Source organism: Caulobacter mirabilis (genome assembly GCF_002749615.1).
In the GTDB taxonomy this organism is placed as follows: domain Bacteria; phylum Pseudomonadota; class Alphaproteobacteria; order Caulobacterales; family Caulobacteraceae; genus Caulobacter; species Caulobacter mirabilis.
Genome location: NZ_CP024201.1, coordinates 4,248,377 through 4,269,165, shown reverse-complemented (window position 1 = coordinate 4,269,165; position 20,789 = coordinate 4,248,377). Strand labels below are relative to the sequence as shown.

The following is a 20,789-nucleotide window of genomic DNA, read 5'->3' as shown; positions in this document are numbered from 1 at the left end:
GCCATGGGGGATTTTCCCTACGCGGCGATTGAACGCGGAAGGCGAGCGGGTGCGCCCTAGGCTGGCTGTTCGCCGGGCGCCGAGCCTTCCCCGGCGGCGTCGTAGGCGGCCTGGTCGAGGATGCCCTGCTGTTTGGCCACCAGGGTCGGGACCAGCGCCTGGCCGGCGACGTTCACGGCGGTGCGGCCCATGTCGAGGATCGGGTCGATGGCCAGCAGCAGGCCGACGCCCTCGAGCGGCAGGCCGAGGGTCGACAACGTCAGGGTCAGCATGACCACCGCCCCGGTCAGGCCTGCGGTGGCGGCCGAGCCGATCACCGACACGAACACGATCAGCAGGTAGTCGCCGATGCTCAGCGGCAGGCCGAAGAACTGCGCCACGAAGATCGCCGCCACTGCCGGATAGACAGCCGCGCAGCCGTCCATCTTGGTCGTCGCGCCCAGCGGCACGGCGAAGGCGGCGTAGGGGCGCGGCACGCCCAGCCGCTCGGCGGCGGCCTCGGTCAACGGGAGGGTTCCGATCGAGCTGCGCGAGACGAAGCCCAGCTGCATCGCCGGCCAGGCGCCGCGGAAGAAGCGAACCGGGTTGAGGCCGTTCAGGGCCAGCAGGCTCGGGTAGACGACCAGCAGGACCAGGGCGAGGCCGATGTAGACCGCGCCGGCGAAGGCTCCCAGCTGTCCCAGCGCGTCCCAGCCGTAGCGGGCGACCGCGTTGCCGAACAGGCCGATGGTGCCGACCGGGGTCAGGCGGATCACCCACCAGAGCACCTTGCGGATCACGGCCAGGGCGGAGGCGTTGAAAGCGAGGAATCCTGCGCCGGCCTCGCCGACCCGAAGGGCCGCGACGCCGGCGACGAGGGCCACGACGACGATCTGCAGCACGTTGAACGACAGGCTGGTCTTGGCGACGCCGTCGGTGATGGTCGTCGAAGCGCTGAGGCCCAGCACGTTGACCGGGACCAGGCCGGTCAGGAAGTCGAGCCAGGAGCCGTGGGTCTTGGGGGCCGCGGCCAGGGCGGCGGACACCCCGGCGTGCAGGCCGGGCTTGAGCAGCAGTCCCAGCGCAATGCCGATGCAGACCGCGATCAGGGCGGTGATCGCGAACCACATCAGGGTTCGCCAGACCAGGCCGGCGGCGTTCTGCAGTTCGCGCAGGTTGGCGATGCTGGCGACGATGGCGGTGAACACCAGCGGCGGCACCAGCACCTTCAGCAGCTGGACGAAGATCGAGCCGACCTGCCGCAGGATCTCGGCCAGGGCGTAGCCGGGCTCGCCCGCCTCGATGCCGAGGTTGCGCGCCAGCAGGCCCAGGCCGAGCCCGACGACCATGGCCGCCAGGACCTGGAAGCCGAAGCCGGAGATGAACCGGCTGTCCTTCTTCGCCGCCATCGGTCTGCTCCGATCAGAACGCGGGAACGACCGCGCCCTTGTAGGCGCCGTCGATGTAGGTCTTCACCTGGGGCGAGGTCAGGGCGGCGGCCAGGGCCTTGATGCGCGGGTCGTCCTTGTTGTCCTCGCGGGCGACCAGATAGTTCACGTAGGGGCTCTTGCTGTCCTCGATGAACAGGGCGTCCTTCGCCGGGTTTAGCTTGGCGTCGAGGGCGTAGTTGGTGTTGATCAGCGCCAGGTCGAGCTGGTTCAGCACCCGGGGCAGGGTCGCGGACTCCAGCTCCTTGAACTTCAGGCCCTTCGGGTTGCCGATGATGTCCTTCACCGTCGACAGCGGGTTGGTGGTGTCCTTCAGCGTGATCAGGCCGCTCTTGGCGAGCAGCAGCAGCGCGCGGCCGCCGTTGCTGGCCTCGTTGGGAATGCCCACGGTCGCGCCGCTCGGGATGTCGGCGGTGGTCCTGTACTTCGCCGAGTAGGCGCCGAGCGGTTCGATGTGCACGCCGACGATGGGGACCAGCCGGGTGCCGCGATCCTTGTTGAACTCGTCCAGGTAGGGAAGCGTCTGGAAGTAGTTGGCGTCCAGCTGCTTCTGGTCGACCTGCAGGTTGGGCTGGACGTAGTCGTTGAACACCTTCACCTGCAGGGTGATCCCCTGCTTGGCCAGCAGCGGCTTGATCTGTTCCAGGATCTCGGCGTGCGGCACGGCGGTGGCCGCGACGGTCAGGGTTCCGCCGGCGCCGGCCGGCTTGTCGGCGGGCTTCGGTCCGCAGGCGGCCAGGGCCGCGGCGGCGGCGGCGAGGACGAGAAGGCGTCGGTCGATCTTGAGCATGGGGGGCTCCTCGGCGCTCAGCGCCGGCTGAAATGGATGACCAGGCGGTCGCCGACCATCTGGAGGACCTGGACCAGCGCCAGCAGCAGCACGACGGTGACGATCATCACGTCGGTCTGGAAGCGCTGGTAGCCGAAGCGGATGGCCAGGTCGCCGAGGCCGCCCGCCCCGACGGCGCCGGCCATGGCGGTGTAGGACACCAGGGCGATGGCGGTGACGGTGATCCCGGCGATGATCCCGGGCAGGGCCTCGGGCAGCAGGGCGCCGGTGACGATCTGGCGCGGCGTCGCCCCCATGGCCTGGCTGGCCTCGATGACGCCGCGGTCGACCTCGCGCAGGGCCGTCTCGACCAGGCGGGCGAAGAAGGGGGCGGCCCCGACGACCAGCGGCGGGATGGCGCCGACGACCCCCAGCGAGGTGCCGACCAGCGCCACGGTCACCGGGATCATCACGATCAGCAGGATGATGAAGGGCACCGAGCGCAGGATGTTGACCGCCAGCGACAGCACGGCGTTGACCGGCCGGTTCTCAAGCAGCTTGCCCGGCGCGGTCAGGAACAGGATCACGCCCAGCGGCAGGCCGAGCAGCACCGTCAGCAGCAGCGAGCCGCCGAGCATGGCCAGGGTGTCGAGCGTGGCCTGACCGATGTCGGTCCAGTCAATATTGTCGAAGCTCATGCCGTCACCTCGGCGACGGCGACGCCGGCGGCCTCCAGCCCGGCGCGCGCTTTCGCGGCGTCGCCTCCGGTTAGGGCGGCCGTGAGCTGGGCGTAGCGGACATCGCGGATGACGCCGGCCCGGCCCGAGAGAATGCGGTAGTCGACGCCGGTCTCGCGCGCGATCCGGCCTAGGACGGCGTCCTGGGCCGAGGCGCCGCGGAAGGTCAGGCGCAGCAGGGTCTCGCCGCGCGAATGGGCCACGGCGATGTCCTCGGCGGAGATGGGTTCGTCGTCGGCCAGCATGCGCCGGGTGGCGGGGTGGGTCGGGTGCAGCAGCACCTGTTCGACATCGCCGACTTCCACCGCGCGGCCGGCGTCGAGCACGGCGACCCGGTCGCAGACCCGGCGGATGACGTCCATCTCATGGGTGATGAGGACGACGGTCAGACCCATCTCGCGGTTGAGGTCGGCGATGAGGTCCAGGATCGAGGCCGTGGTCTCGGGGTCGAGCGCGCTGGTGGCTTCGTCGCACAGCAGGATGCCGGGCGAGGTCGCCAGCGCCCGGGCGATGCCGACCCGCTGCTTCTGGCCGCCGGAGAGTTGGGCGGGATACTTGCGGGCGTGGTCGGCGAGCCCGACGCGGGCCAGCAGCTCGGCGACCCGCGGCGCGATCTCGCCTGCCGACCGGCCGGCCAGCTTCAGCGGGAAGGCGATGTTCTCGGCCACCGTCTTCGAGGACAGCAGGTTGAAGTGCTGGAAGATCATCCCGATCCGCCGCCGAGCGGCGCGCAGCTCGGCCGGGGACATGGCGGTCAGGTCGCGCCCTTCGACCAGCACCTGGCCTCGGGTCGGCCGCTCCAGCAGGTTGATCAGGCGGATCAGGGTCGACTTGCCGGCGCCCGACGCTCCGATGACGCCGAAGATCTGGCCGGAGCCGACGTCCAGGTCGACGTCGGTCAGAGCGGCGCGCCCATCGTCGCCGCGCCCATAGATTTTCGTGACGTTCTTCAGCGCGATCATGCGGTCCGTCCGTCTGGTCGGGCATGGTTGGGCGTCGAAAGCGTCATTGTCGAGCGCGGAAAAGCCGAAAAGGGCCGCGCCAAAGACGCCGCCGGTGGACAGGAGGCGGCGATATGGCGGTTCGGGCGGCCGTTGGCACGCGACGTTTGTTGGTCAGGCTTAGAGGTTTTCTGATCGTCAGACGATCGTTCGGGAGCGCTCGCCGCCCGCGGCCGCCAGCGCCGCCACGCTGCGCAGGGCGGTTTCGAGCGTCGCCGCCTTTCCCGCGGCCCCGAGCGAGATGCGTACGCCATTGCGAGTCGGCTGGCCGACGGCGAAGGCGTCTGCCGTCACCAGGGCCAGGCCGCGCCGCCGAGCGAGCTCGCGCAGCGTCGCCGGATCGCGATCCGCGGGCAGGTCCAGCCAGACATGCAGGCTTTCCGCCATGCCGAACGCCGTCGGCAGGATGGCGCCGGCCAGAGCGCGGCGCGTCCGGGCGGCGGCGCGGACGCCCTCCAGGATCCGCTCGGCGACCCCCTCACGAATCCAATGGGTGGTCACGGCGGCTGTCAGAGGCGACGCCATAAGAACTGTGGCGCGCAGACCTTCCGCCAGGCGTTCGACCACCTCGCCGGCCGGAGCGGCCAGAAACGCCGTGCGCAATCCCGGCGTGAGGGTCTTGGAGACGGTGGCGATATGGATCGTGCGCTCCGGCGCCAGGGCGGCGAGCGCCGGCGGCGGCGCCTCCAGCAGCCGGCTGTAGGGATCGTCCTCGATGATCCAGGCGTCCGCGTGGTGAACGATCCGCGCGATCTCCCGCCGCCGGGCGAGACTCATCGTGACCGCGGTCGGGTTCTGCATCGTGGGCACGCAATAGACCGCCGCGGCGCCCTCGCTGAGTCGCCGGGCGAGGGCGTCGGGCTGGAAGCCCTCGTCGTCGACCGGGCAGGCGATCAGCTTCAGGCCGAGGCGCCGCGCGACGGCGATCAGACCCGGGTAGGTCAGGGGCTCGCAGATCACGCCGGCTCCCTGCTTCAGCAGGGTCGACAGCGTCACGGCCAGGGCGGTCTGCGCGCCGGGCGCCAGCAGCAGCCGGTCGGTGGCGATCTCGCCCAGAACAGGGGCCAGCCAGGTCGCGCCCGCCAGCCGCTGCGCCGTCGAGCCGGCGTCGGGGTGGTAAGCCATCAGGGTCGCGACGTCGGTCCGCTCCAGCACCGCCCGCGTCGTGTCGCGCAGCAGGTTCGCCAGCGACAGCCCTTCCGGCTGAGGCGGCAGGTTCATGGACAGATCGACCAGCCCGACCTCGTCCTCGGCGGAGCGGCCGCGGATGAAGGTGCCGCGGCCGACCGTTCCCTCGACCAGGCCGCGTGAGCGTGCGGCGCCGTAGGCGCGCGTCACGGTCGTGAAGTCCACGCCCAGCACAGCCGCGACCGTCCGTTGGGGCGGCAGGCGGTCGCCCGGGGTCAGTTCCCCGTCGCGAATGGCGGCCTCCAGGGCGGCGACCACGGCGAGGTAGATCGGGCCCTCGTCCCTCGACACCCGCTTCAGCCAGCGCAGGGAAGGATCATCGAGCGCCAAGGTTGCTTTCTCCGTACCGAATGCATACATTGTTGAGGCATTGTATGCACACAAAGAATGATTGTAGGCAAGCATGGCGATCGAACATTTCCACGACGAACCGACCAGCCTCGAGGTGGCGATGCGCAGCTGTTGCCCGCGCTGCGGCGAGGGCAAGCTGTTCAAGGGTTTCCTGACCCTGGCCGACCGGTGTGACCGTTGCGGGCTGGACCTCAGCTTCGCGGAGCCGGCCGACGGCCCGGCGTTCTTCGTGATGACCGGCATCGGCATCGTCGTGATCGCGTTGTTCGCCTGGATCGCCGTGGTCTGGCAGCCTCCGATCTGGTTCCACTTCGTGACCGTCTTCCCGGCGCTCATCCTTGGTTGTCTCGGGACCCTGCGGCCGGTGAAGGCCTGGCTGGTGGCCGAGCAGTACATCCACAAGGCCGAGGAAGGCCAATGGGCCAGCCTGGGCGGCCACGGTGAAGGCGGCTTCGGCCTGCGCGGCCGCGCCGCCGAGCCGTCGTCGGAGGACTAGGACGCTCTTGCCAGGGGCGGCGATGCGCGGTCAGGTCGGCTCATGTCGAACGTCCGCGCCTACCGCGCCGCCCTGGTTCACTTTTCGGACGATCCGCGGGCGGCGGGGCCGGAGGCCTGCATTCACCATCCCGACGGCCTGCTGCTGGTCGAGGACGGTCACGTCGCGGCTTGCGGCGACTGGCGGACGCTGTCGGCGACCCTGCCGGCCGATGTGCCCGTCGAGCATCTGCCGGGCCGGTTGCTGACGCCGGGGTTCGTCGACGCCCACGTCCATTTCCCCCAGACCGACATGATCGGCGCTCCCAGCGGCCAGCTGCTCGACTGGCTGGAGACGCGCACCTTCCCGACCGAGCGGGCGTTCGCCGATCTCGCCCACGCCCGCGACACGGCCAAAGCGTTCGTCGCCGAGCTGCTGCGCAACGGCACGACCACCGCCCTGGTTTTCGGCAGCGTTCACCGCGCGGCGACCGAGGCGCTGTTCGAGGCCGCCGACGGGCTCGACATGCGGCTGATCGCCGGCAAGTCGCTGATGGATCTCGGTCCTGAAGGCCTGAACGAGACGGTCGAGGCCGGCCGCGCGGACACCGAGGCCCTGATCCGCGACTGGAGCCGTCGAGGCCGTCTCGGCTACGCGGTGACGCCGCGCTACGCCCTGTCGTCGACACCGGCCCAGCTGGAGGACGCCGGCCGCATCTTGGCGCGACATGACCATGTCTGGATGCAGACCCACCTGGCCGAGAATCCCGGCGAGGTGCGGCTGGTCGGTCAGGCCTATCCGGATGCATGCGATTATCTCGACGTCTACGACCGCTTCGGCCTGGTCGGTCCACGCTCGGTGTTCGCCCACGCCGTCCACATGACCGATCGCAGCCTGCACCGCATGGCCAAGGCCGGCGCCGCGATCGCCCACTGTCCGACCTCGAACCTGTTCCTGGGCAGCGGCCTGTACGATCTCGCCCGCGTTGACGCTCATGGCGTGAGGACCGGGCTGGGCACCGATATCGGGGCGGGAACCAGCTTCTCGATCCTGTCGACGGCAGGGTGCGCCTGCCAGGTCGCCAAGCTGCGCGGCGGCGCGCTCGATCCGGTGCGGGCGCTCTATCTGGCCACCCTGGGCGGGGCGAGAACGCTGGGACTGAACGATCGGATCGGCAGTTTCCGGCCCGGCGCCGAGGCGGATTTCGTCGCGCTCGATCCGGGGGCGACGCCGCTTATGGCGCGCCGCACGGCGGGAGTTTCCGACCTCGCCGACCTGCTGTCGGCGTTGATGATCCTGGGGGACGACCGGGCCGTGGCGCGGACCTGGATCGCCGGCCGGGTCGCGCACGATCGTGGCTAACACCTTGTAACCCAACAGGGTTTACAGCCGTTCACGGCGTTTATTGAACATATCGCAAGAGCGGGGGCGGCATTCTTTCCCACGTCTAGGGGTAGGGCGTCGAGAACCGGCGCCCTTACGGGAAAGAACGATTCGATGCGGGTCGCCACCATCGCCAGTCTCGGCGCGTCGGCACTGCTCGGCGTCGGGGCGCTGTTCGTGGCCAAGATCTGGCTGCCCAGCACCCAGGCCGGGCCGAGCCAGGCCGCCGCCGCTGCGCCGTCGGTCAAGCTGTCGGCGATCGTCGCCGCCAAGGCCGCTCTGCCCTACGGACACAAGCTCGAGGCCAAGGACCTGACGCTGATCCACGTGCCGGCCGACGCCGTGCCCGAAGGCGCCTTCACCGAGGTCAAGCAGGTGGTGACGCTCGACAACGGCGGGCCTGTGACGCTGACTCCGCTGGCGGCGCGCGAACCGCTGCTGCCGGCCAAGCTCAGCGGCGCCGGCGCCAAGCCGTCGGTCGCCGCCGTCATCGCCGACGGCATGCGCGCCTACACCATCAAGGTCAACGACGTCGCCGGCGGCGGCGGCCATGTGCTGCCGGGCGATCGCGTCGATGTGCTGCTCACCCAGGAACTGGGCGACGGGGGAGGCTCGGTCGAGGGTTCGGGCGGCGGGCGCAAGCTCTTCGTCTCGTCCATCGTCATCCAGAACGTCCATGTCCTGGGCATGGACATGGTCGCCGACCCGGCCTCGACCGAGAAGTTTCCGCCCAAGACCGCGACTCTCGAGGTCACCGTGATGGACGCCGGCAAGCTGGCCGTGGCGGCGGAGGCAGGCACTCTGTCGCTCGCGCTGCGTCGGACCGGCGCCAGCGAGGTGGCCCAGGCTTCACCCGTGCGGCTCAACGGCGGCTGGGTCGGCGCGCCGCCCCCTCGGCCGGCCCCGGCGGCGGCGTCCGCCGAGGCCCCGCGTCGCGTCGCCGCGCCCGCGCCGAGCCAACCGGGCCGCGGACTGATCGTCACCCAGGGCGACCAGCGCGCCGTCGTCAATGTGCCCGCCGACCGGGCCGGATGGTGAACATGCGCATCGTCGCCCTGCTCTGCGCGGCCGCTGTCGCCGCGACCGCCCCGGCCGTCCAGGCTCAGAACTTCGTCTCCCAGAGCCTGATCGGCGAGATGGCGCCCAGCCGCGTGATCACGGTGCCGAAGGACAAGTCCGCGGCCTTCCGGCTGATGGCCGGCGCCGGCGAGATCGTCGTGGCCCAGCCGGACATCGCCAGCATCGTCGCCAATACGGACCGCAGCGTCTATGTCCGCGGCAAGACCCTGGGGACCACCAACGTCCTGGTCTACGATCGTAGCCATCGCCTGATCGAGGTGATCGACGTCCGCGTGGCCCAGGACCTGGAGTCGCTGCAGGCCGACCTGGCGTCCGCGCTGCCCGGCGAGCCGATCCGCGTCTCGGCCCTGGCCGGTGGCGTGATGCTGTCGGGCCAGGTCAGCACGACGTCCGTCGCGGCCCGCGCCAAGGCGATCGCCGAGCGCTACGCCCCCCAGGCGGTAAGTTCGGAGCTGACCGTCGAGGCCGCCCAGCAGGTCATGCTGGAGGTGCGGATCATCGAGGCCAGCCGGACGGCGCTGAAGGATTTCGGCGTCAACCTGGGGATGCAGAACAACTCCGGCATCGTGTTCGGCTCGGGCTCCGGCCTGGTCGGCGCCTCGACGCCGCAGGGCACGCTGGGCATCAAGACCAACATCGGCACGCTGTCGATCGAGGCCACGCTGCGAGCGCTCGAGGAGAAGGGCGTCATCCGCACCCTGGCCCGGCCGAACCTGGCCGCCATCTCCGGCGAGGAAGCCACCTTCCTGGCCGGGGGCGAGTTTCCCTATCCGATCCCCGCCGGCCAGGGCGACATCACCGTCGCCTACAAGCCCTTCGGGGTGACGCTGAAATTCACTCCGGTGGTTCAGGACAGCGGTCTGATCCGCCTGAAGGTCGCGCCGGAGGTCAGCCAGCTCGACAGCCGCGCTAACATCCGGCTGTCGGGCGTGGACGTCCCCAGCCTGCTGGTGCGGCGCGCCGGCACCACCGTCGAGCTGAAGGATGGCGAGAGCTTCGCCATCGCCGGCCTGTTCCAGCAGGACTACAGCAACACCGTGCGCCAGCTGCCCTGGGCGGGCGAGGTGCCGATCCTGGGGACGCTGTTCCGCTCGGCCCGCTGGCGCAAACAGGAGACCGAGCTGGTGATCCTGGTCACGCCGCGGCTGACCACCGCCGCTCAGAGCCGCCGCCTGGCGCCCGAGCCGCTGGGCAATACGCGCGAGCCGACCGCGATCGATCTGATCTTCCAGGGCATGGCGCTGGACCGGCCGATCAAGCCGTCGCCGGCCGATTCCTACGCCCCCGATCCCGCTGCGCCTTGAGGTTCCCGTCATGAGTTTCGCAGGACGCCGCATTCTGATCATCGGCGACGGGCTGGCCGAGATGGGCCGCCAGGCCTTCAGGGACGCCGTGATCGACACGGGCGGGATCGACCTCTTGCAGGGCCGCTGGGCCTTCGACGAGACGCCGCATCTGGTGGTGATCGACGCCGCCGGCGTGGCGCCGGAGGGACTCTCAGCCGCCGTGGCCGCCCTCGGGCAGGCGACCGCGCCGCCGCCGATCCTGCTGACCGGCGAGCATCTGCCGGCCGGGCTGGTGCGCAACCTGATGCGGCTGCCGCGGTCGGACGTGCTCGAAGCGCCGTTCAGCGCGCCGGATCTCGCCGTGGCCGCGGCCGGCCTGGCTCTGCCGCAGCCGGCGCCGGCGGCCCGTCCGACCTCCCGCTGCTGGATGGTGACGGGCGCCGTGGGCGGCGCGGGGGCGACCACCATCGCCATCGAGATCGCCAGCGCCCTGGCGGTCCGCCATCCAGGATCGCGCCGCGTCTGCCTGATCGACCTGAACCTCGTCGACGGCTCTGTCGCCGCCTACCTGGGGGCCTCTGCCAATATGATGCTGGGCAAGGCCTCCCAGGCGCCGGAGCGGATCGACCCGGCGGTCCTGGACGCCTTCGCCTCGTCGGCGCCGGGCGGCTTCGACCTGCTCGCCGCCGAGCGCGATCCAACCGCCTTCGACACGACCTCCGCCGACGCCGTCCTGCGCATCCTGGAAGTGGCCTGCCAGGTCTATGACGTCGTCGTGGTCGATCTGCCGCGCCATCGCCGGGCCTGGACGCTGGAGGCGATCAGCGGCGCCGATGAGCTGCTGGTGGTGTCCGAACTGACCGTGCCGGCGCTGCTCGCCGCCCGGTCACTGGCCGCCGAGATCGAGACCGACCTGCCCGACGGGCCGCCGCCGCAGGTGGTGCTGAACCGCCTGGCCAAGCGGGTCTTCGGTCCGGCGCCGTCGATGGGCGAAGCCGAGAAGGCGCTGCAGCGCAAGGCCGCCGGCGGGGTCACCTCGGACTGGGAAGCCGCCGCCGCCTCGGCCAATCTGGGCGGCCCGATCAGCCAGCACCGGCCCAAGTCCCGTATCGTCAAGGATGTCGGCGACCTGGTCGACCGGCTTCTGGTCGCGCCTGCCCGCCACGGAAGGGCCGCCTGATGAGCCGGTTCTCGCTTCGACGCGCGACGGTTCCGCCGCCGCCGGTCGCCGAGGCGCCCGAGGCGGCGTCGATCGTGATCGTCGAGACCCCGCCGCCGGCGCCGCAGAACGCCCTGACCGACGAACTGCTCGACATGCGCCTGCGTCTGCACGGCAAGCTGATCGAGGAGATCGACCTGTCCAAGCTCGGCGAGCTGGACGAGAGCGAGATGCGCCGCCAGGTCCGCAAGCTGGTCGGCGACTTCGCGCGCGATGGCCGTCTGGGCCTGTCGGGCGGTGAAATGGATCAGCTCGGCGCCGAGATATTCGACGAGATGGTCGGCCTGGGGCCGATCGAGCCGCTGCTGAAGGACGAGTCGATCAACGACATCCTGATCAACGGTCCGTTCCAGGTGTACGTCGAGCGGCGCGGCGAGCTGGAGCTGACTCCGATCCGCTTCCGCGACAACGACCACCTGCTGCGGATCGTCAATCGCATCGTCGCCGCCGTCGGCCGCCGCATTGACGAAAGCCAGCCGATGGTCGACGCCCGCCTGGCCGACGGCAGCCGGGTCAACGCCGCCATCGCGCCGATCGCCATCGACGGCGCCTGCGTCTCGATCCGGAAGTTCTCCAAGAAGCCGCTCAGCCTCGAACGGCTGGTCGGGGTCGGGGCGATGCCGACCTGCGTGGCGGAATTCCTGCACGGGGCGATCCGCAGCCGGGTATCGACCGTGATCAGCGGCGGCACGGGCTCGGGCAAGACCACGCTGCTCAACGCCCTGTCGGCCGCCATCAGCCACGGCGAACGCCTGATCACCATCGAGGACGCCGCCGAGCTGCAGCTGCAGCAGCCGCATGTCGTGCGGATGGAGACCCGTCCGCCGAACATTGAGGGCAAGGGAGAGATCCGGCAGCGCGAGCTGGTCAAGAACGCCCTCCGCATGCGTCCCGACCGCGTCATCCTGGGGGAGGTGCGCTCGGAAGAGGCTTTCGACATGCTCCAGGCCATGAACACCGGCCACGAGGGCTCGATGGCCACCATCCACGCCAACAATCCGCGCGAGGCCATCACCCGCCTGGAGCAGATGGTGGCGATGGGCGGCATGAACCTCTCGAACGAGGCCGTGCGCGGCCAGATCGCCGCCGCCGTCGGCATGGTGGTGCAGGTGATGCGCCTGTCGGACGGCAAGCGGAAGGTGATGAACGTCACCGAGATCACCGGCATGGAAGGCCATGTCGTGCAGATGCAGGACATCTTCGTGTTCAACCGCACCCGGACGGATCCGGACGGCACGGTGCATGGCGAGTTCCGCGCCACGGGGCTGCGACCGCGATGTCTGGATGAGATGCAGCGTCGCGGCATTCAGTACGACACCGCCAACTTCGACCCGCAGCGGGCGCTCTGATGCCGGATTTCGATCCGCGGTGGGTCTTCCTGGTGCTGGTCTTCGCGGCGGTGATGACCGCGGCCCAGGCGCTGCTCGGGCTGGTCCGCACCGCCGGGACGCGGCGCAAGGTCAACAAGCGGTTGGCCGTCGTCGAACGGACCGGCTCGCTGGCCGAACTGGTGCTGGAGTTGCGCAAGCAGCGCGGCCTGAGCGAGTCCGGCGACAGCCGCATCATGATGCGCTGGCTGTCCGACATGGTCGCGCGATCGGGCGTGCCGTACCAGCCTCGGCGCTGGGCCCTGTACGTCATCGGCCTGGCGGCGACGGTGTTCCTGCTGCTGTTCGTCTGGACGCGCAGCCCGCTGATCGCCCTGGCCGTGGCGCCGGCCGTCTCGATCGCCCTGCCGCTGGCCTTCCTGCACTTCAAGGCCGAGGCGCGGGCCAAGGCGATCGCGACCCAGCTGCCGAACGCGCTGGAGATCATCGTGCGCAGTCTCGAGGCCGGGCATCCGGTGCCGACGGCCGTCGCCCTGGTCGGGCGCGAGATGCCCGACCCGCTGGGATCGGAGTTCGGCATGGCGGCGGACGAGATCGCCTACGGCGCGACGCTGGAGCAGGCCGTGGGGCGCATCGCCGACCGCTGCCGCCATCCGGACGTCGACCTGTTCGCGGCCACCATCCGGCTGCAGGAGAGGTCCGGCGGCAACCTGACCGGCCTGCTGAAGATGAACGCCAAGGCCGTGCGCGAGCGGGCCAAGATGCGGATGAAGATCAAGGCGGCGTCGAGCGAGGGGCGAGCCTCGGCGATGATCCTGACCGGCGCGCCGTTCGGCGTCCTGGGCATCCTGACCGTCTCCGCCCCCCACTTCTACGGCGCCGTCATCCACGCGACTCCCGTGAAGATCGGCTTGGTCGTCCTGGGCGTCTGGATGTTCATCGGCAACCTGGTCATGCGGCGCATGATCGACATGCGGATCTGAAGCCATGGACGCTGTTCAGCTGCAGACTCTGCTGACCTGGGCCGCCGCGGGCCTGATCGCGGTGGGGCTGGGCGGGGGCCTGTTCCTGGCCCTGCGCGAGGCCAGGCTGACGGCGCGACGGCGCGCCCGGCTCGCCGGCCAGGCCGTCGTTGTTTCCGGCGCCGGCGCGCCGAGCGCGGCGGTGAGCGGCGTGATGAGCGGCGTGAAGCGGCTGGGCGACCGGATGGCGATCCAGGACCCGGCGCAGATCTCGACCATTCGCCAGCGCATGGTGCAGGCCGGCTGGTACAGCCGCGAGGCCGTGGCCATCTACCTGGGCGCCAAGGCCGTGGCCCTGTTCGCGGCGACGGTGGCCACCGTCCTGGTGCTGCCCCTGGTGGTGGGCAAGGGCGCGGGGATGATCGCCCTGCTGCCCGCGGCCGGTTTTGCGCTCGCGGCCATCCTGGGGCCGGACCAGGTGGTGAAGGCCAAGCGGCGCAAGCTCGAGCTCGAATACATGGAGGGCTTCCCGGACCTGCTCGACCTGCTGGTCGCGTCGGTGGAGGCCGGCCTGTCGCTGGACGCCGCCGTCAATCGCGTGACCGACGAGCTGGTCCGCCGCTATCCGCACCTGGCCGAGCATCTGAAGTTCCTGACGCTGGAGCTGCGCGCCGGCCGGGCCCGCAAGGACGCCTGGGCCTCGTTCGCCGAGCGCCTGGGGATCGAGGAGGCCCGCTCGCTGGCCACCATGCTGCGTCAGGCGGAAGAGATGGGCACCAGCCTGGGCGAGACCCTGGCGGTCTTCTCCGACGACATGCGCGCCAAGCGCATGCTGCGCGCGGAGGAGAAGGCCATGGCCCTGCCGGCCAAGCTGATGGTGCCGCTGATCCTGTTCATCTTCCCCTGTCTGATGGGGGTGCTGATGCTTCCCGCGGCGTATCGGATCAGCCAGACGCTGATGAAGTGACGCGCTAGTTCCGCGTCACGATCGGCCGGCCTGCGCGCCAGCTCTTGTGCAGCAAGGCGCCGCCCAGCCAGTAGCAGAGCTCCGCCGGGCGCTCGATGTCCCAAACCGCGATATCGGCCAGCTTCCCGACCTCCAGCGTCCCGGTCTCGGCGGCCAGGCCCAGGGCCTTGGCGGCGTTGCGGGTGGCGCCGGCGATGGCCTCCTCCGGGGTCAGCTTGAACTGGACGCAGGCCAGGTGCATCGCGGCGCGCAGCGACAGCAGCGGCGAGGTGCCGGGGTTGCAGTCGCTGGCCACCGCCATGTCCGCCCCGGCCGCGCGCAGGGCTTCGACCGGAGGCTTCTGGGTCTCGGCCAGGGCGACGAAGGCTCCCGGCAGCAGCACCGCGACGGTTCCCGCCTTGGCCAGGGCCTCGACACCGGCCTGGCCGGTGTATTCCAGATGGTCGGCCGACAGCGCCCCGTGCTTCGCCGCCAACGCCGCGCCGCCGCCGTCGGTCAGTTGGTCGGCGTGCAGCCGCACCGGCAGGCCCAGGGCCTTGGCCTTGTCGAACAGACGCGAGACCTCGTCGGGCGTGAAGGCGATGCCCTCCAGATAGGCGTCGACGATGTCGGCCAGGCCCTCCGCCGCCGCGCGGGGCAGGACCTCGTCGATCATCTGCGAGACATAGGCGTCGCGGTCCTGATCCTTGGGCACGGCGTGCAGGCCCAGGAAGCTGGTCACCACCCGCACGTCGCCGTCCAGGTAGCGGGCGGCGCGCAGCATCTTCAGCTCGGCTTCGGGGTCCAGGCCGTAGCCGGACTTGATCTCGATCGTGGTCACGCCCTCGGCGACGAAGTTGGCCAGGCGACGGCGGCCGCGCCGGATCAGCTCGGCTTCGTCGGCGGCGCGGGTGGCGGCCACGGAGGAGCGGATTCCGCCGCCCGCCTTGGCGATCTCCTCGTAGGTCGTGCCGCCCAGCCGGGCCTCGAACTCGCCGATGCGGTCGCCGCCGAACACCAGGTGGGTGTGGCAGTCGACGAGGCCGGGCGTGATCCAGCGGCCGTCCAGGCGGGCGGTGTTGATCGGCGAAAACTCGGGCAGGTCGGCGCGCGGGCCGATCCAGACGATGCGGCCGCCGTCGATCGCCACCGCGGCGTCCTCGATCGCGCCGTAGGGCTCGCCGCCAGCGACCATGGTCGCGGCGCGGCAGTCGGTGAGAAGAAGATCGATCCGCTGCATATCGCTGTCTTGCCATCCCTGCCGGTTCGTGGATAGGGTGCACCTGTCTAGACAGGATTAGACAACTTGGCCAATCATCTTCATCTGAACCGAGCGAGATTGCCCCAGGGCTGGGCGGACAATGTCCGTCTGACCGTCGAGGGCGGCGTGATCACGGCGATCGAAACCGGCGTCCCGCAGGGCGACGCCGAGCGAATCGCCGGCGCCGTCGTTCCCGCCGTCACCAACCTGCACAGCCACGCCTTCCAGCGGGCCATGGCTGGCCTGGCCGAGCGGGCCAAGGCCGGCGTCGAGGACTTCTGGGCCTGGCGCGAGGCGATGTACCGCTTCCTCGACCGCATCACGCCCGAGCAGATGGAGGCCATCGCCGCCATGCTCTACGCGGAGCTGGCCGAGGGCGGCTACAGCGGCATCGTCGAGTTCCACTACCTGCACAACGACCCGACGGGGCAGGCCTACGCCGACCCGGCCGAGACCGCTCACGCGCACCGCCGGGCGGCGGAGGCGGCGGGCTTCGGCCTGACCCTGGCCCCGGTGCTCTACAGCCACAGCAGCTTCGGCGGCCTGCCGCCCAAGCCGGGCCAGCGCCGCTTCATCAAGACCACCGACCAGTTCCTGCGCCTGCTGGAGCTGAGCAAGGCCGAGGCCTTCGCCTTCCACAGCCTGCGCGCCGTGACGCCGGAGCAGATCCGCGACGTCCTGGCGGCGGTCGACCCGGTCCTGCCGATCCACATCCACGCCGCGGAACAGACCGGCGAGGTCGACGACTGCCTGGCCTGGTCCGGCGCGCGGCCGGTGGAATGGCTGCTGGCCAACGCGCCGATGTCCAGCCGCTGGACCCTGGTCCACGCCACCCACATGACCGACGCCGAGGCCTCGGGTCTGGCGCGCGCCGGCTCGACCGTGGCGCTGTGCCCGTCGACGGAAGGCAATCTGGGCGACGGCTTCTTCAACGCCGACGCCTTCCTGGGCGCGGGCGGGCGCTTCGGCATCGGCTCGGACAGCCACGTCACGACCAACGTCGCCGAGGAGCTGCGCTGGTTCGAGTACGGCCGCCGGCTGCAGCTGCGCAAGCGGACCCTCAGCGGCGGGACTGGCGAACACGTCGGCGCCGGCCTGTGGTTGTCGGCGGCGCGGGCCGGGGCCAATCCGACCGGCTTGAAGACCGGCGAGATCGCCGTGGGGGCCCGCTGCGACCTGGTCGTGCTGGACGAGAGCCATCCGACCCTGGTCGAGCGGCCGGGCGACCTGATCCTCGACAGCCTGGTGTTCAGCGGTTCGGGCGGGATCGACCAGGTCTGGTCGGGCGGCAGGCGCATCGTCGAGGGCGGCCGTCACATCGCCCGCGAGGCCATCGCCGCCCGCTATCGCCAGGCCGTCCGGGAGCTGTCGGAATGACCGCCGCCCAGCCGGTCTGGGCCCGGGTGAAGCGGCACGTCCTGAGCAACATCCGCACCGGCCGCTGGCGCGCCGGCGACCGCATCGCCTCGGAGCACGAGCTGGTGCGCGAGCTGGGCGTCGCCCGCATGACCATCCGCCGGGCTCTGGACGAGCTGACCCGCGAGGGGCTGATCGTGCGCAAGGCCGGCGTCGGCGCCTTCGTGGCCGGCGAGCCCCTGGCCGAAAGCCACCCGCTGGAGATCCGCGACATCGCCGCCGAGGTCGCCGCTCGCGGCCGCGCCTGGCGCGCCGAGGTGGTGGCCCTGGAAGCCGCCGTGCTCGACGCCGAGATGGCCGAACGCTTCGGCATGGCCGCCGGCGCGACCGTGTTCCGGTCTGAGATCATCCACTTCGAGGACGCCGCGCCGATCCAGTTGGAGCGACGGTGGGTCAACCCGGCCATCGCCCCCGACTATCTGACGCAGGATTTCTCGTCCGGCACGCCCGCCGCCCACCTGCTCGCCGCCGCGCCCATCGAGGCCGGCGAGCAGATCGTGCGGGCCGAGGCCGCCGACGCCCGCACCGCGGGACTGCTGCGCATACCCGCCGACGCGCCGGTCCTGACCGTCGCCCGCAGAACCTGGAGCCGGGGGCAGGTCGCCTCCGCCGCCCGCCTGATCCATCCCGGCCACGCCTTCCAGCTGGCCGGCCGCTTCGGAGATCTCCCTTGAGCACGACCAACAGCCGCATCGTTCGAGCCGATCGCGGGACCGAACGCACCGCCAAGTCCTGGCTGACCGAAGCGGCGCTCCGTATGCTGATGAATAATCTGGATCCCGACGTGGCCGAGCGGCCCGAGGACCTGGTCGTCTACGGCGGCATCGGCAAGGCGGCCCGCGACTGGGCCAGCTTCGACCGCATCGTCGAGGTGCTGAAGCGGCTCGAGGACGACCAGACGCTGCTGGTCCAGTCGGGCAAGCCGGTCGGCGTCTTCCCGACCCATCCGGACGCCCCGCGCGTGCTCATCGCCAACTCCAATCTGGTCCCCAAGTGGGCGACCTGGGAGCATTTCCACGAACTGGATAAGAAGGGCCTGGCCATGTACGGCCAGATGACCGCCGGCAGCTGGATCTACATCGGCAGCCAGGGGATCGTCCAAGGCACCTACGAGACCTTCGCCGAGGCCGGCCGCCAGCACTACGGCGGCGACCTCGCCGGTCGCTGGATCCTGACCGGCGGCCTGGGCGGCATGGGCGGCGCCCAGCCGCTGGCCGCGACCATGGCCGGCGCGTCGATGCTGGCCGTCGAATGCCAGCGCCGCTGCATCGAGCGCCGCCTGGAGACCCGGTATCTCGACGAGGCGACCGAGGACCTGGACGACGCCCTGGCCCGTCTGGACCGCGCCAAGGCCGAAGGCCGCGCCGTCTCGATCGGCCTGCTGGGCAACGCCGCCGAGATCTTCCCCGAACTGGTCCGCCGCGGCGTCCGCCCGGACATCGTCACCGACCAGACCAGCGCCCACGACACCTTCAACGGCTACCTGCCCAAGGGTTGGACCGTCGAGCAGTGGGAGACCGCCCGCGCCGCCGACCCGGCCTCGGTGGACCGCGCCGCCCGCGCCTCGATCGTCGAGCACGTGCAGGCGATGCTGGACTTCCATGCGATGGGGGTTCCCACCGTCGACTACGGCAACAACATCCGCCAGGTCGCCCTGGACGAGGGGCTGAAGGACGCTTTCGCCTTCCCGGGCTTCGTGCCGGCCTACATCCGCCCGCTGTTCTGCAAGGGCGTCGGCCCGTTCCGCTGGGCCGCCCTCTCGGGTGATCCGGAGGACATCTACAAGACCGACCAGGCGATGAAGGAGCTGTTCCCCGAGAACAAGCACCTGCACCGCTGGCTGGACATGGCCAAGGAGCGGATCGCGTTCCAGGGCCTGCCCGCGCGGATCTGCTGGATTGGCCTGGGCGATCGCCATCGCGCGGGCCTGAAGTTCAACGAGATGGTCGCCAGCGGCGAGCTGAAGGCCCCGGTCGTGATCGGCCGCGACCACCTGGACAGCGGCTCGGTCGCCAGCCCCAACCGCGAGACCGAGGCCATGCAGGACGGCTCGGACGCGGTGTCAGACTGGCCGCTGCTGAACGCCCTGCTCAACACCGCCGGCGGCGCCACCTGGGTGTCGCTGCACCACGGCGGCGGGGTCGGCATGGGCTACAGCCAGCACTCGGGCGTGGTCATCGTGGCCGACGGCACGCCGGAGGCCGCCAAGCGGCTCGGCCGCGTCCTGTGGAACGACCCCGGCACCGGCGTGATGCGCCATGCCGACGCCGGCTACGACATCGCGGTCGACCACGCCCGCGAGCAGGGCCTCGACCTGCCCAGCCTGCCCGAAACCCAGAAGGGGGCCCGCTGATGCGCACCGTCCTCCTCGGCGAACCCAATCTGGTCCTGCAGGACATCGAGGCGGCCCTGGCCGGTCCGGTGTCCGTGAAGATCGCCGCCGCGGCTGAGAAGGCCATCGCCGACTCCGCCGCCACCATCGAGGCCATCCTGGCCGACGGCCGTACGGTCTATGGGGTCAACACCGGCTTCGGCCTGTTGGCCAAGCAAACCATTCGCCCTGAGCAGCTGGCCGAGCTGCAGCGCAACCTGATCCTGTCGCACAGCTGCGGCGTCGGCGCGCCGCTGCCCGACGACGCCGTGCGGCTGATCCTGATGCTCAAGATCGCCGGCCTGTCGCGCGGCTTCTCCGGCGTGCGGCCGCAGCTGATCGACATGCTGATCCGCCTCCTCGAGACCGATATCCTGCCGGTCATTCCGGAAAAGGGATCGGTCGGCGCCTCGGGCGACCTTGCGCCGCTGGCGCACATGTCCGCCGCCCTGCTCGGCGTCGGCCAGATGCGGGCGGGCGGCGAGGTCATCTCCGCCGAGGAAGGCCTGCGCCGCGCCGGCCTCGAGCCGATCGAGCTGCGCGCCAAGGAAGGCCTGGCTCTGATCAACGGCACCCAGGCCTCGACGGCCCTGGCGCTGAAGGGCCTGGTCCTGGCCCGCCGGGTGTTCGCCGCGGCCCTGGTGGCGGGCGGCCTCAGCGTCGACGCCGCCGCCGGCAGCGACACGCCGTTCGATCCGCGCATCCACGCCGCCCGCGGCCAGCCGGGCCAGATCGCCGTGGCGGCCATGCTGCGCACCCTGATCGCCGGCAGCGGCATCCGTGACAGCCATATCGGCTGCGACCGGGTGCAGGATCCCTACAGCCTGCGCTGCCAGCCCCAGGTCATGGGCGCCGCCCTCGACCTGCTGGAGAACGCGGCTCGGACCCTGCTGATCGAGGCGGGCGCGGTGACCGACAACCCTCTGGTCTTCCCGGAAACGGAAGAAGCGCTGTCGGGCGGCAACTTCCACGCCGAGCCGGTGGCCTTCGCCGCCGACACCATCGCCCTGGCCATCTCCGAGATCGGCGCGCTCAGCGAGCGCCGCATCGCCCTGCTGGTCGATCCGGTGATGAGCGGCCTGCCGGCTTTCCTGGTCGCCGAGCCGGGGGTGAACTCGGGCTTCATGATCGCTCAGGTCACCGCCGCGGCCCTGGCGTCGGAGAACAAGGGCCTCAGCCACCCGTCCAGCACCGACAGCCTGCCGACCAGCGCCAACCAGGAAGACCACGTCTCCATGGCGACCTACGCCGGCCGCCGTCTGACCCAGATGGCCGAGAACAGCGCCGCCATCGTCGCGGTGGAGTTGCTGTCGGCCGCCCAGGGCGTCGACTTCCGCCGTCCGCTGCGTTCGTCGGCGACGCTGGAGAAGGCCCACGCCCTGATCCGCACCGCCGCCGCCAGCTACGACCGCGACCGCTACTTCGCCCCCGACATCGCCGCGGTGACGAAGCTGGTGCTCGACGGCGCTTTCGAGGGCATGCTGCAGCACTGAGGCCTTGCGTGGTTCGAGCCCCCGGATCAAGTCCGGGGTCGGTTGAAGCTCGCTCCTCACCATGACGCATTCACGGAGATCGTCATCCTGAGGAGC

Annotated in this window: 18 protein-coding genes; 12 read left to right on the top strand and 6 right to left on the bottom strand. The window is 70.8% G+C overall.

Annotation, left to right across the window (positions count from 1 at the left end; all coding sequences use genetic code 11):
* Positions 1-56 precede the first annotated feature (56 nt).
* The 5 genes from CSW64_RS20295 to CSW64_RS20275 all read right to left on the bottom strand — a co-directional run bounded on the left by CSW64_RS20295 (position 57) and on the right by CSW64_RS20275 (position 5,452).
* Positions 57-1,388, bottom strand: coding sequence for a dicarboxylate/amino acid:cation symporter (locus tag CSW64_RS20295; protein WP_099623807.1), 1,332 nt, complete (start codon positions 1,386-1,388; stop codon positions 57-59).
* 13 nt (positions 1,389-1,401) lie between these two features.
* On the bottom strand, positions 1,402-2,217 hold the full coding sequence (locus CSW64_RS20290; RefSeq protein WP_099623806.1) for a MetQ/NlpA family ABC transporter substrate-binding protein: 816 nt from the start codon (positions 2,215-2,217) through the stop codon (positions 1,402-1,404).
* 17 nt (positions 2,218-2,234) lie between these two features.
* A complete protein-coding gene (locus CSW64_RS20285; RefSeq protein WP_099623805.1) occupies positions 2,235-2,894 on the bottom strand; it encodes a methionine ABC transporter permease in 660 nt (219 codons plus the stop codon).
* On the bottom strand, positions 2,891-3,895 hold the full coding sequence (locus CSW64_RS20280) for a methionine ABC transporter ATP-binding protein (protein ID WP_099623804.1): 1,005 nt from the start codon (positions 3,893-3,895) through the stop codon (positions 2,891-2,893). The genes CSW64_RS20285 and CSW64_RS20280 overlap by 4 nt, the downstream gene beginning before the upstream one ends.
* A gap of 177 nt (positions 3,896-4,072) precedes the next feature.
* Positions 4,073-5,452 (bottom strand): aminotransferase-like domain-containing protein, encoded by a 1,380-nt coding sequence (locus CSW64_RS20275; RefSeq protein WP_245863779.1) that lies wholly within the window; start codon positions 5,450-5,452, stop codon positions 4,073-4,075.
* Positions 5,453-5,525: 73 nt separating this feature from the next.
* Between CSW64_RS20275 and CSW64_RS20270 the strand changes: the two genes are divergently transcribed.
* The 8 genes from CSW64_RS20270 to CSW64_RS20235 all read left to right on the top strand — a co-directional run bounded on the left by CSW64_RS20270 (position 5,526) and on the right by CSW64_RS20235 (position 14,173).
* Complete coding sequence (locus tag CSW64_RS20270; RefSeq protein WP_099623802.1) at positions 5,526-5,969, top strand: DUF983 domain-containing protein; 444 nt, start codon at positions 5,526-5,528, stop codon at positions 5,967-5,969.
* Between the two features lie 42 nt (positions 5,970-6,011).
* Positions 6,012-7,310, top strand: a complete 1,299-nt coding sequence (gene guaD, locus CSW64_RS20265) for a guanine deaminase (protein ID WP_099623801.1) — start codon at positions 6,012-6,014, stop codon at positions 7,308-7,310.
* A gap of 135 nt (positions 7,311-7,445) precedes the next feature.
* On the top strand, positions 7,446-8,369 hold the full coding sequence (gene cpaB, locus CSW64_RS20260) for a Flp pilus assembly protein CpaB (RefSeq protein ID WP_099623800.1): 924 nt from the start codon (positions 7,446-7,448) through the stop codon (positions 8,367-8,369).
* 2 nt (positions 8,370-8,371) lie between these two features.
* Positions 8,372-9,715, top strand: a complete 1,344-nt coding sequence (locus tag CSW64_RS20255; protein ID WP_172448636.1) for a type II and III secretion system protein family protein — start codon at positions 8,372-8,374, stop codon at positions 9,713-9,715.
* 10 nt (positions 9,716-9,725) lie between these two features.
* A complete protein-coding gene (locus CSW64_RS20250; RefSeq protein WP_099623798.1) occupies positions 9,726-10,877 on the top strand; it encodes a CpaE/TadZ family protein in 1,152 nt (383 codons plus the stop codon).
* Positions 10,877-12,265 carry a TadA family conjugal transfer-associated ATPase gene (locus CSW64_RS20245; RefSeq protein WP_099623797.1) on the top strand — a complete coding sequence of 463 codons (1,389 nt, stop codon included), beginning with the start codon at positions 10,877-10,879 and terminating at the stop codon, positions 12,263-12,265. The genes CSW64_RS20250 and CSW64_RS20245 overlap by 1 nt, the downstream gene beginning before the upstream one ends.
* Positions 12,265-13,227, top strand: coding sequence for a type II secretion system F family protein (locus tag CSW64_RS20240; protein WP_099623796.1), 963 nt, complete (start codon positions 12,265-12,267; stop codon positions 13,225-13,227). Before CSW64_RS20245 ends, CSW64_RS20240 begins: the two co-directional genes overlap by 1 nt.
* A 4-nt stretch (positions 13,228-13,231) precedes the next feature.
* The gene (locus CSW64_RS20235; protein ID WP_099623795.1) at positions 13,232-14,173 is read left to right on the top strand and encodes a type II secretion system F family protein; all 942 of its coding nucleotides are present in this window, start codon (positions 13,232-13,234) and stop codon (positions 14,171-14,173) included.
* 4 nt (positions 14,174-14,177) lie between these two features.
* Here the strand turns inward: CSW64_RS20235 and hutI are convergent, their stop codons facing one another.
* Positions 14,178-15,392 carry an imidazolonepropionase gene (gene hutI / locus CSW64_RS20230; RefSeq protein ID WP_099623794.1) on the bottom strand — a complete coding sequence of 405 codons (1,215 nt, stop codon included), beginning with the start codon at positions 15,390-15,392 and terminating at the stop codon, positions 14,178-14,180.
* Between the two features lie 66 nt (positions 15,393-15,458).
* Between hutI and CSW64_RS20225 the strand changes: the two genes are divergently transcribed.
* Genes CSW64_RS20225 through hutH form a run of 4 tightly spaced genes read left to right on the top strand, consistent with a single transcriptional unit; the run spans position 15,459 to position 20,693 of the window.
* The gene (locus tag CSW64_RS20225; RefSeq protein ID WP_099623793.1) at positions 15,459-16,790 is read left to right on the top strand and encodes a formimidoylglutamate deiminase; all 1,332 of its coding nucleotides are present in this window, start codon (positions 15,459-15,461) and stop codon (positions 16,788-16,790) included.
* Positions 16,787-17,503 (top strand): histidine utilization transcriptional repressor HutC, encoded by a 717-nt coding sequence (hutC, locus tag CSW64_RS20220; RefSeq protein ID WP_099623792.1) that lies wholly within the window; start codon positions 16,787-16,789, stop codon positions 17,501-17,503. The genes CSW64_RS20225 and hutC overlap by 4 nt, the downstream gene beginning before the upstream one ends.
* Positions 17,500-19,182 carry a urocanate hydratase gene (hutU, locus tag CSW64_RS20215; RefSeq protein ID WP_099623791.1) on the top strand — a complete coding sequence of 561 codons (1,683 nt, stop codon included), beginning with the start codon at positions 17,500-17,502 and terminating at the stop codon, positions 19,180-19,182. The genes hutC and hutU overlap by 4 nt, the downstream gene beginning before the upstream one ends.
* A complete protein-coding gene (hutH, locus tag CSW64_RS20210; RefSeq protein ID WP_099623790.1) occupies positions 19,182-20,693 on the top strand; it encodes a histidine ammonia-lyase in 1,512 nt (503 codons plus the stop codon). Before hutU ends, hutH begins: the two co-directional genes overlap by 1 nt.
* The last annotated feature ends 96 nt before the right edge of the window (positions 20,694-20,789 follow it).

What these genes read in the sequence shown, in the direction of transcription:
- cpaB (WP_099623800.1), top strand. Translation starts at nt 7,446, where the DNA reads ATGCGGGTCGCCACCATCGCCAGTCTCGGCGCGTCGGCACTGCTCGGC.
- CSW64_RS20280 (WP_099623804.1), bottom strand. Translation starts at nt 3,895, where the DNA reads ATGATCGCGCTGAAGAACGTCACGAAAATCTATGGGCGCGGCGACGAT.
- CSW64_RS20240 (WP_099623796.1), top strand. Translation starts at nt 12,265, where the DNA reads ATGCCGGATTTCGATCCGCGGTGGGTCTTCCTGGTGCTGGTCTTCGCG.
- CSW64_RS20255 (WP_172448636.1), top strand. Translation starts at nt 8,372, where the DNA reads ATGCGCATCGTCGCCCTGCTCTGCGCGGCCGCTGTCGCCGCGACCGCC.
- CSW64_RS20295 (WP_099623807.1), bottom strand. Translation starts at nt 1,388, where the DNA reads ATGGCGGCGAAGAAGGACAGCCGGTTCATCTCCGGCTTCGGCTTCCAG.
- hutC (WP_099623792.1), top strand. Translation starts at nt 16,787, where the DNA reads ATGACCGCCGCCCAGCCGGTCTGGGCCCGGGTGAAGCGGCACGTCCTG.
- CSW64_RS20290 (WP_099623806.1), bottom strand. Translation starts at nt 2,217, where the DNA reads ATGCTCAAGATCGACCGACGCCTTCTCGTCCTCGCCGCCGCCGCCGCG.
- CSW64_RS20285 (WP_099623805.1), bottom strand. Translation starts at nt 2,894, where the DNA reads ATGAGCTTCGACAATATTGACTGGACCGACATCGGTCAGGCCACGCTC.
- CSW64_RS20270 (WP_099623802.1), top strand. Translation starts at nt 5,526, where the DNA reads ATGGCGATCGAACATTTCCACGACGAACCGACCAGCCTCGAGGTGGCG.
- CSW64_RS20250 (WP_099623798.1), top strand. Translation starts at nt 9,726, where the DNA reads ATGAGTTTCGCAGGACGCCGCATTCTGATCATCGGCGACGGGCTGGCC.
- guaD (WP_099623801.1), top strand. Translation starts at nt 6,012, where the DNA reads ATGTCGAACGTCCGCGCCTACCGCGCCGCCCTGGTTCACTTTTCGGAC.
- CSW64_RS20245 (WP_099623797.1), top strand. Translation starts at nt 10,877, where the DNA reads ATGAGCCGGTTCTCGCTTCGACGCGCGACGGTTCCGCCGCCGCCGGTC.
- CSW64_RS20235 (WP_099623795.1), top strand. Translation starts at nt 13,232, where the DNA reads ATGGACGCTGTTCAGCTGCAGACTCTGCTGACCTGGGCCGCCGCGGGC.
- hutH (WP_099623790.1), top strand. Translation starts at nt 19,182, where the DNA reads ATGCGCACCGTCCTCCTCGGCGAACCCAATCTGGTCCTGCAGGACATC.
- hutI (WP_099623794.1), bottom strand. Translation starts at nt 15,392, where the DNA reads ATGCAGCGGATCGATCTTCTTCTCACCGACTGCCGCGCCGCGACCATG.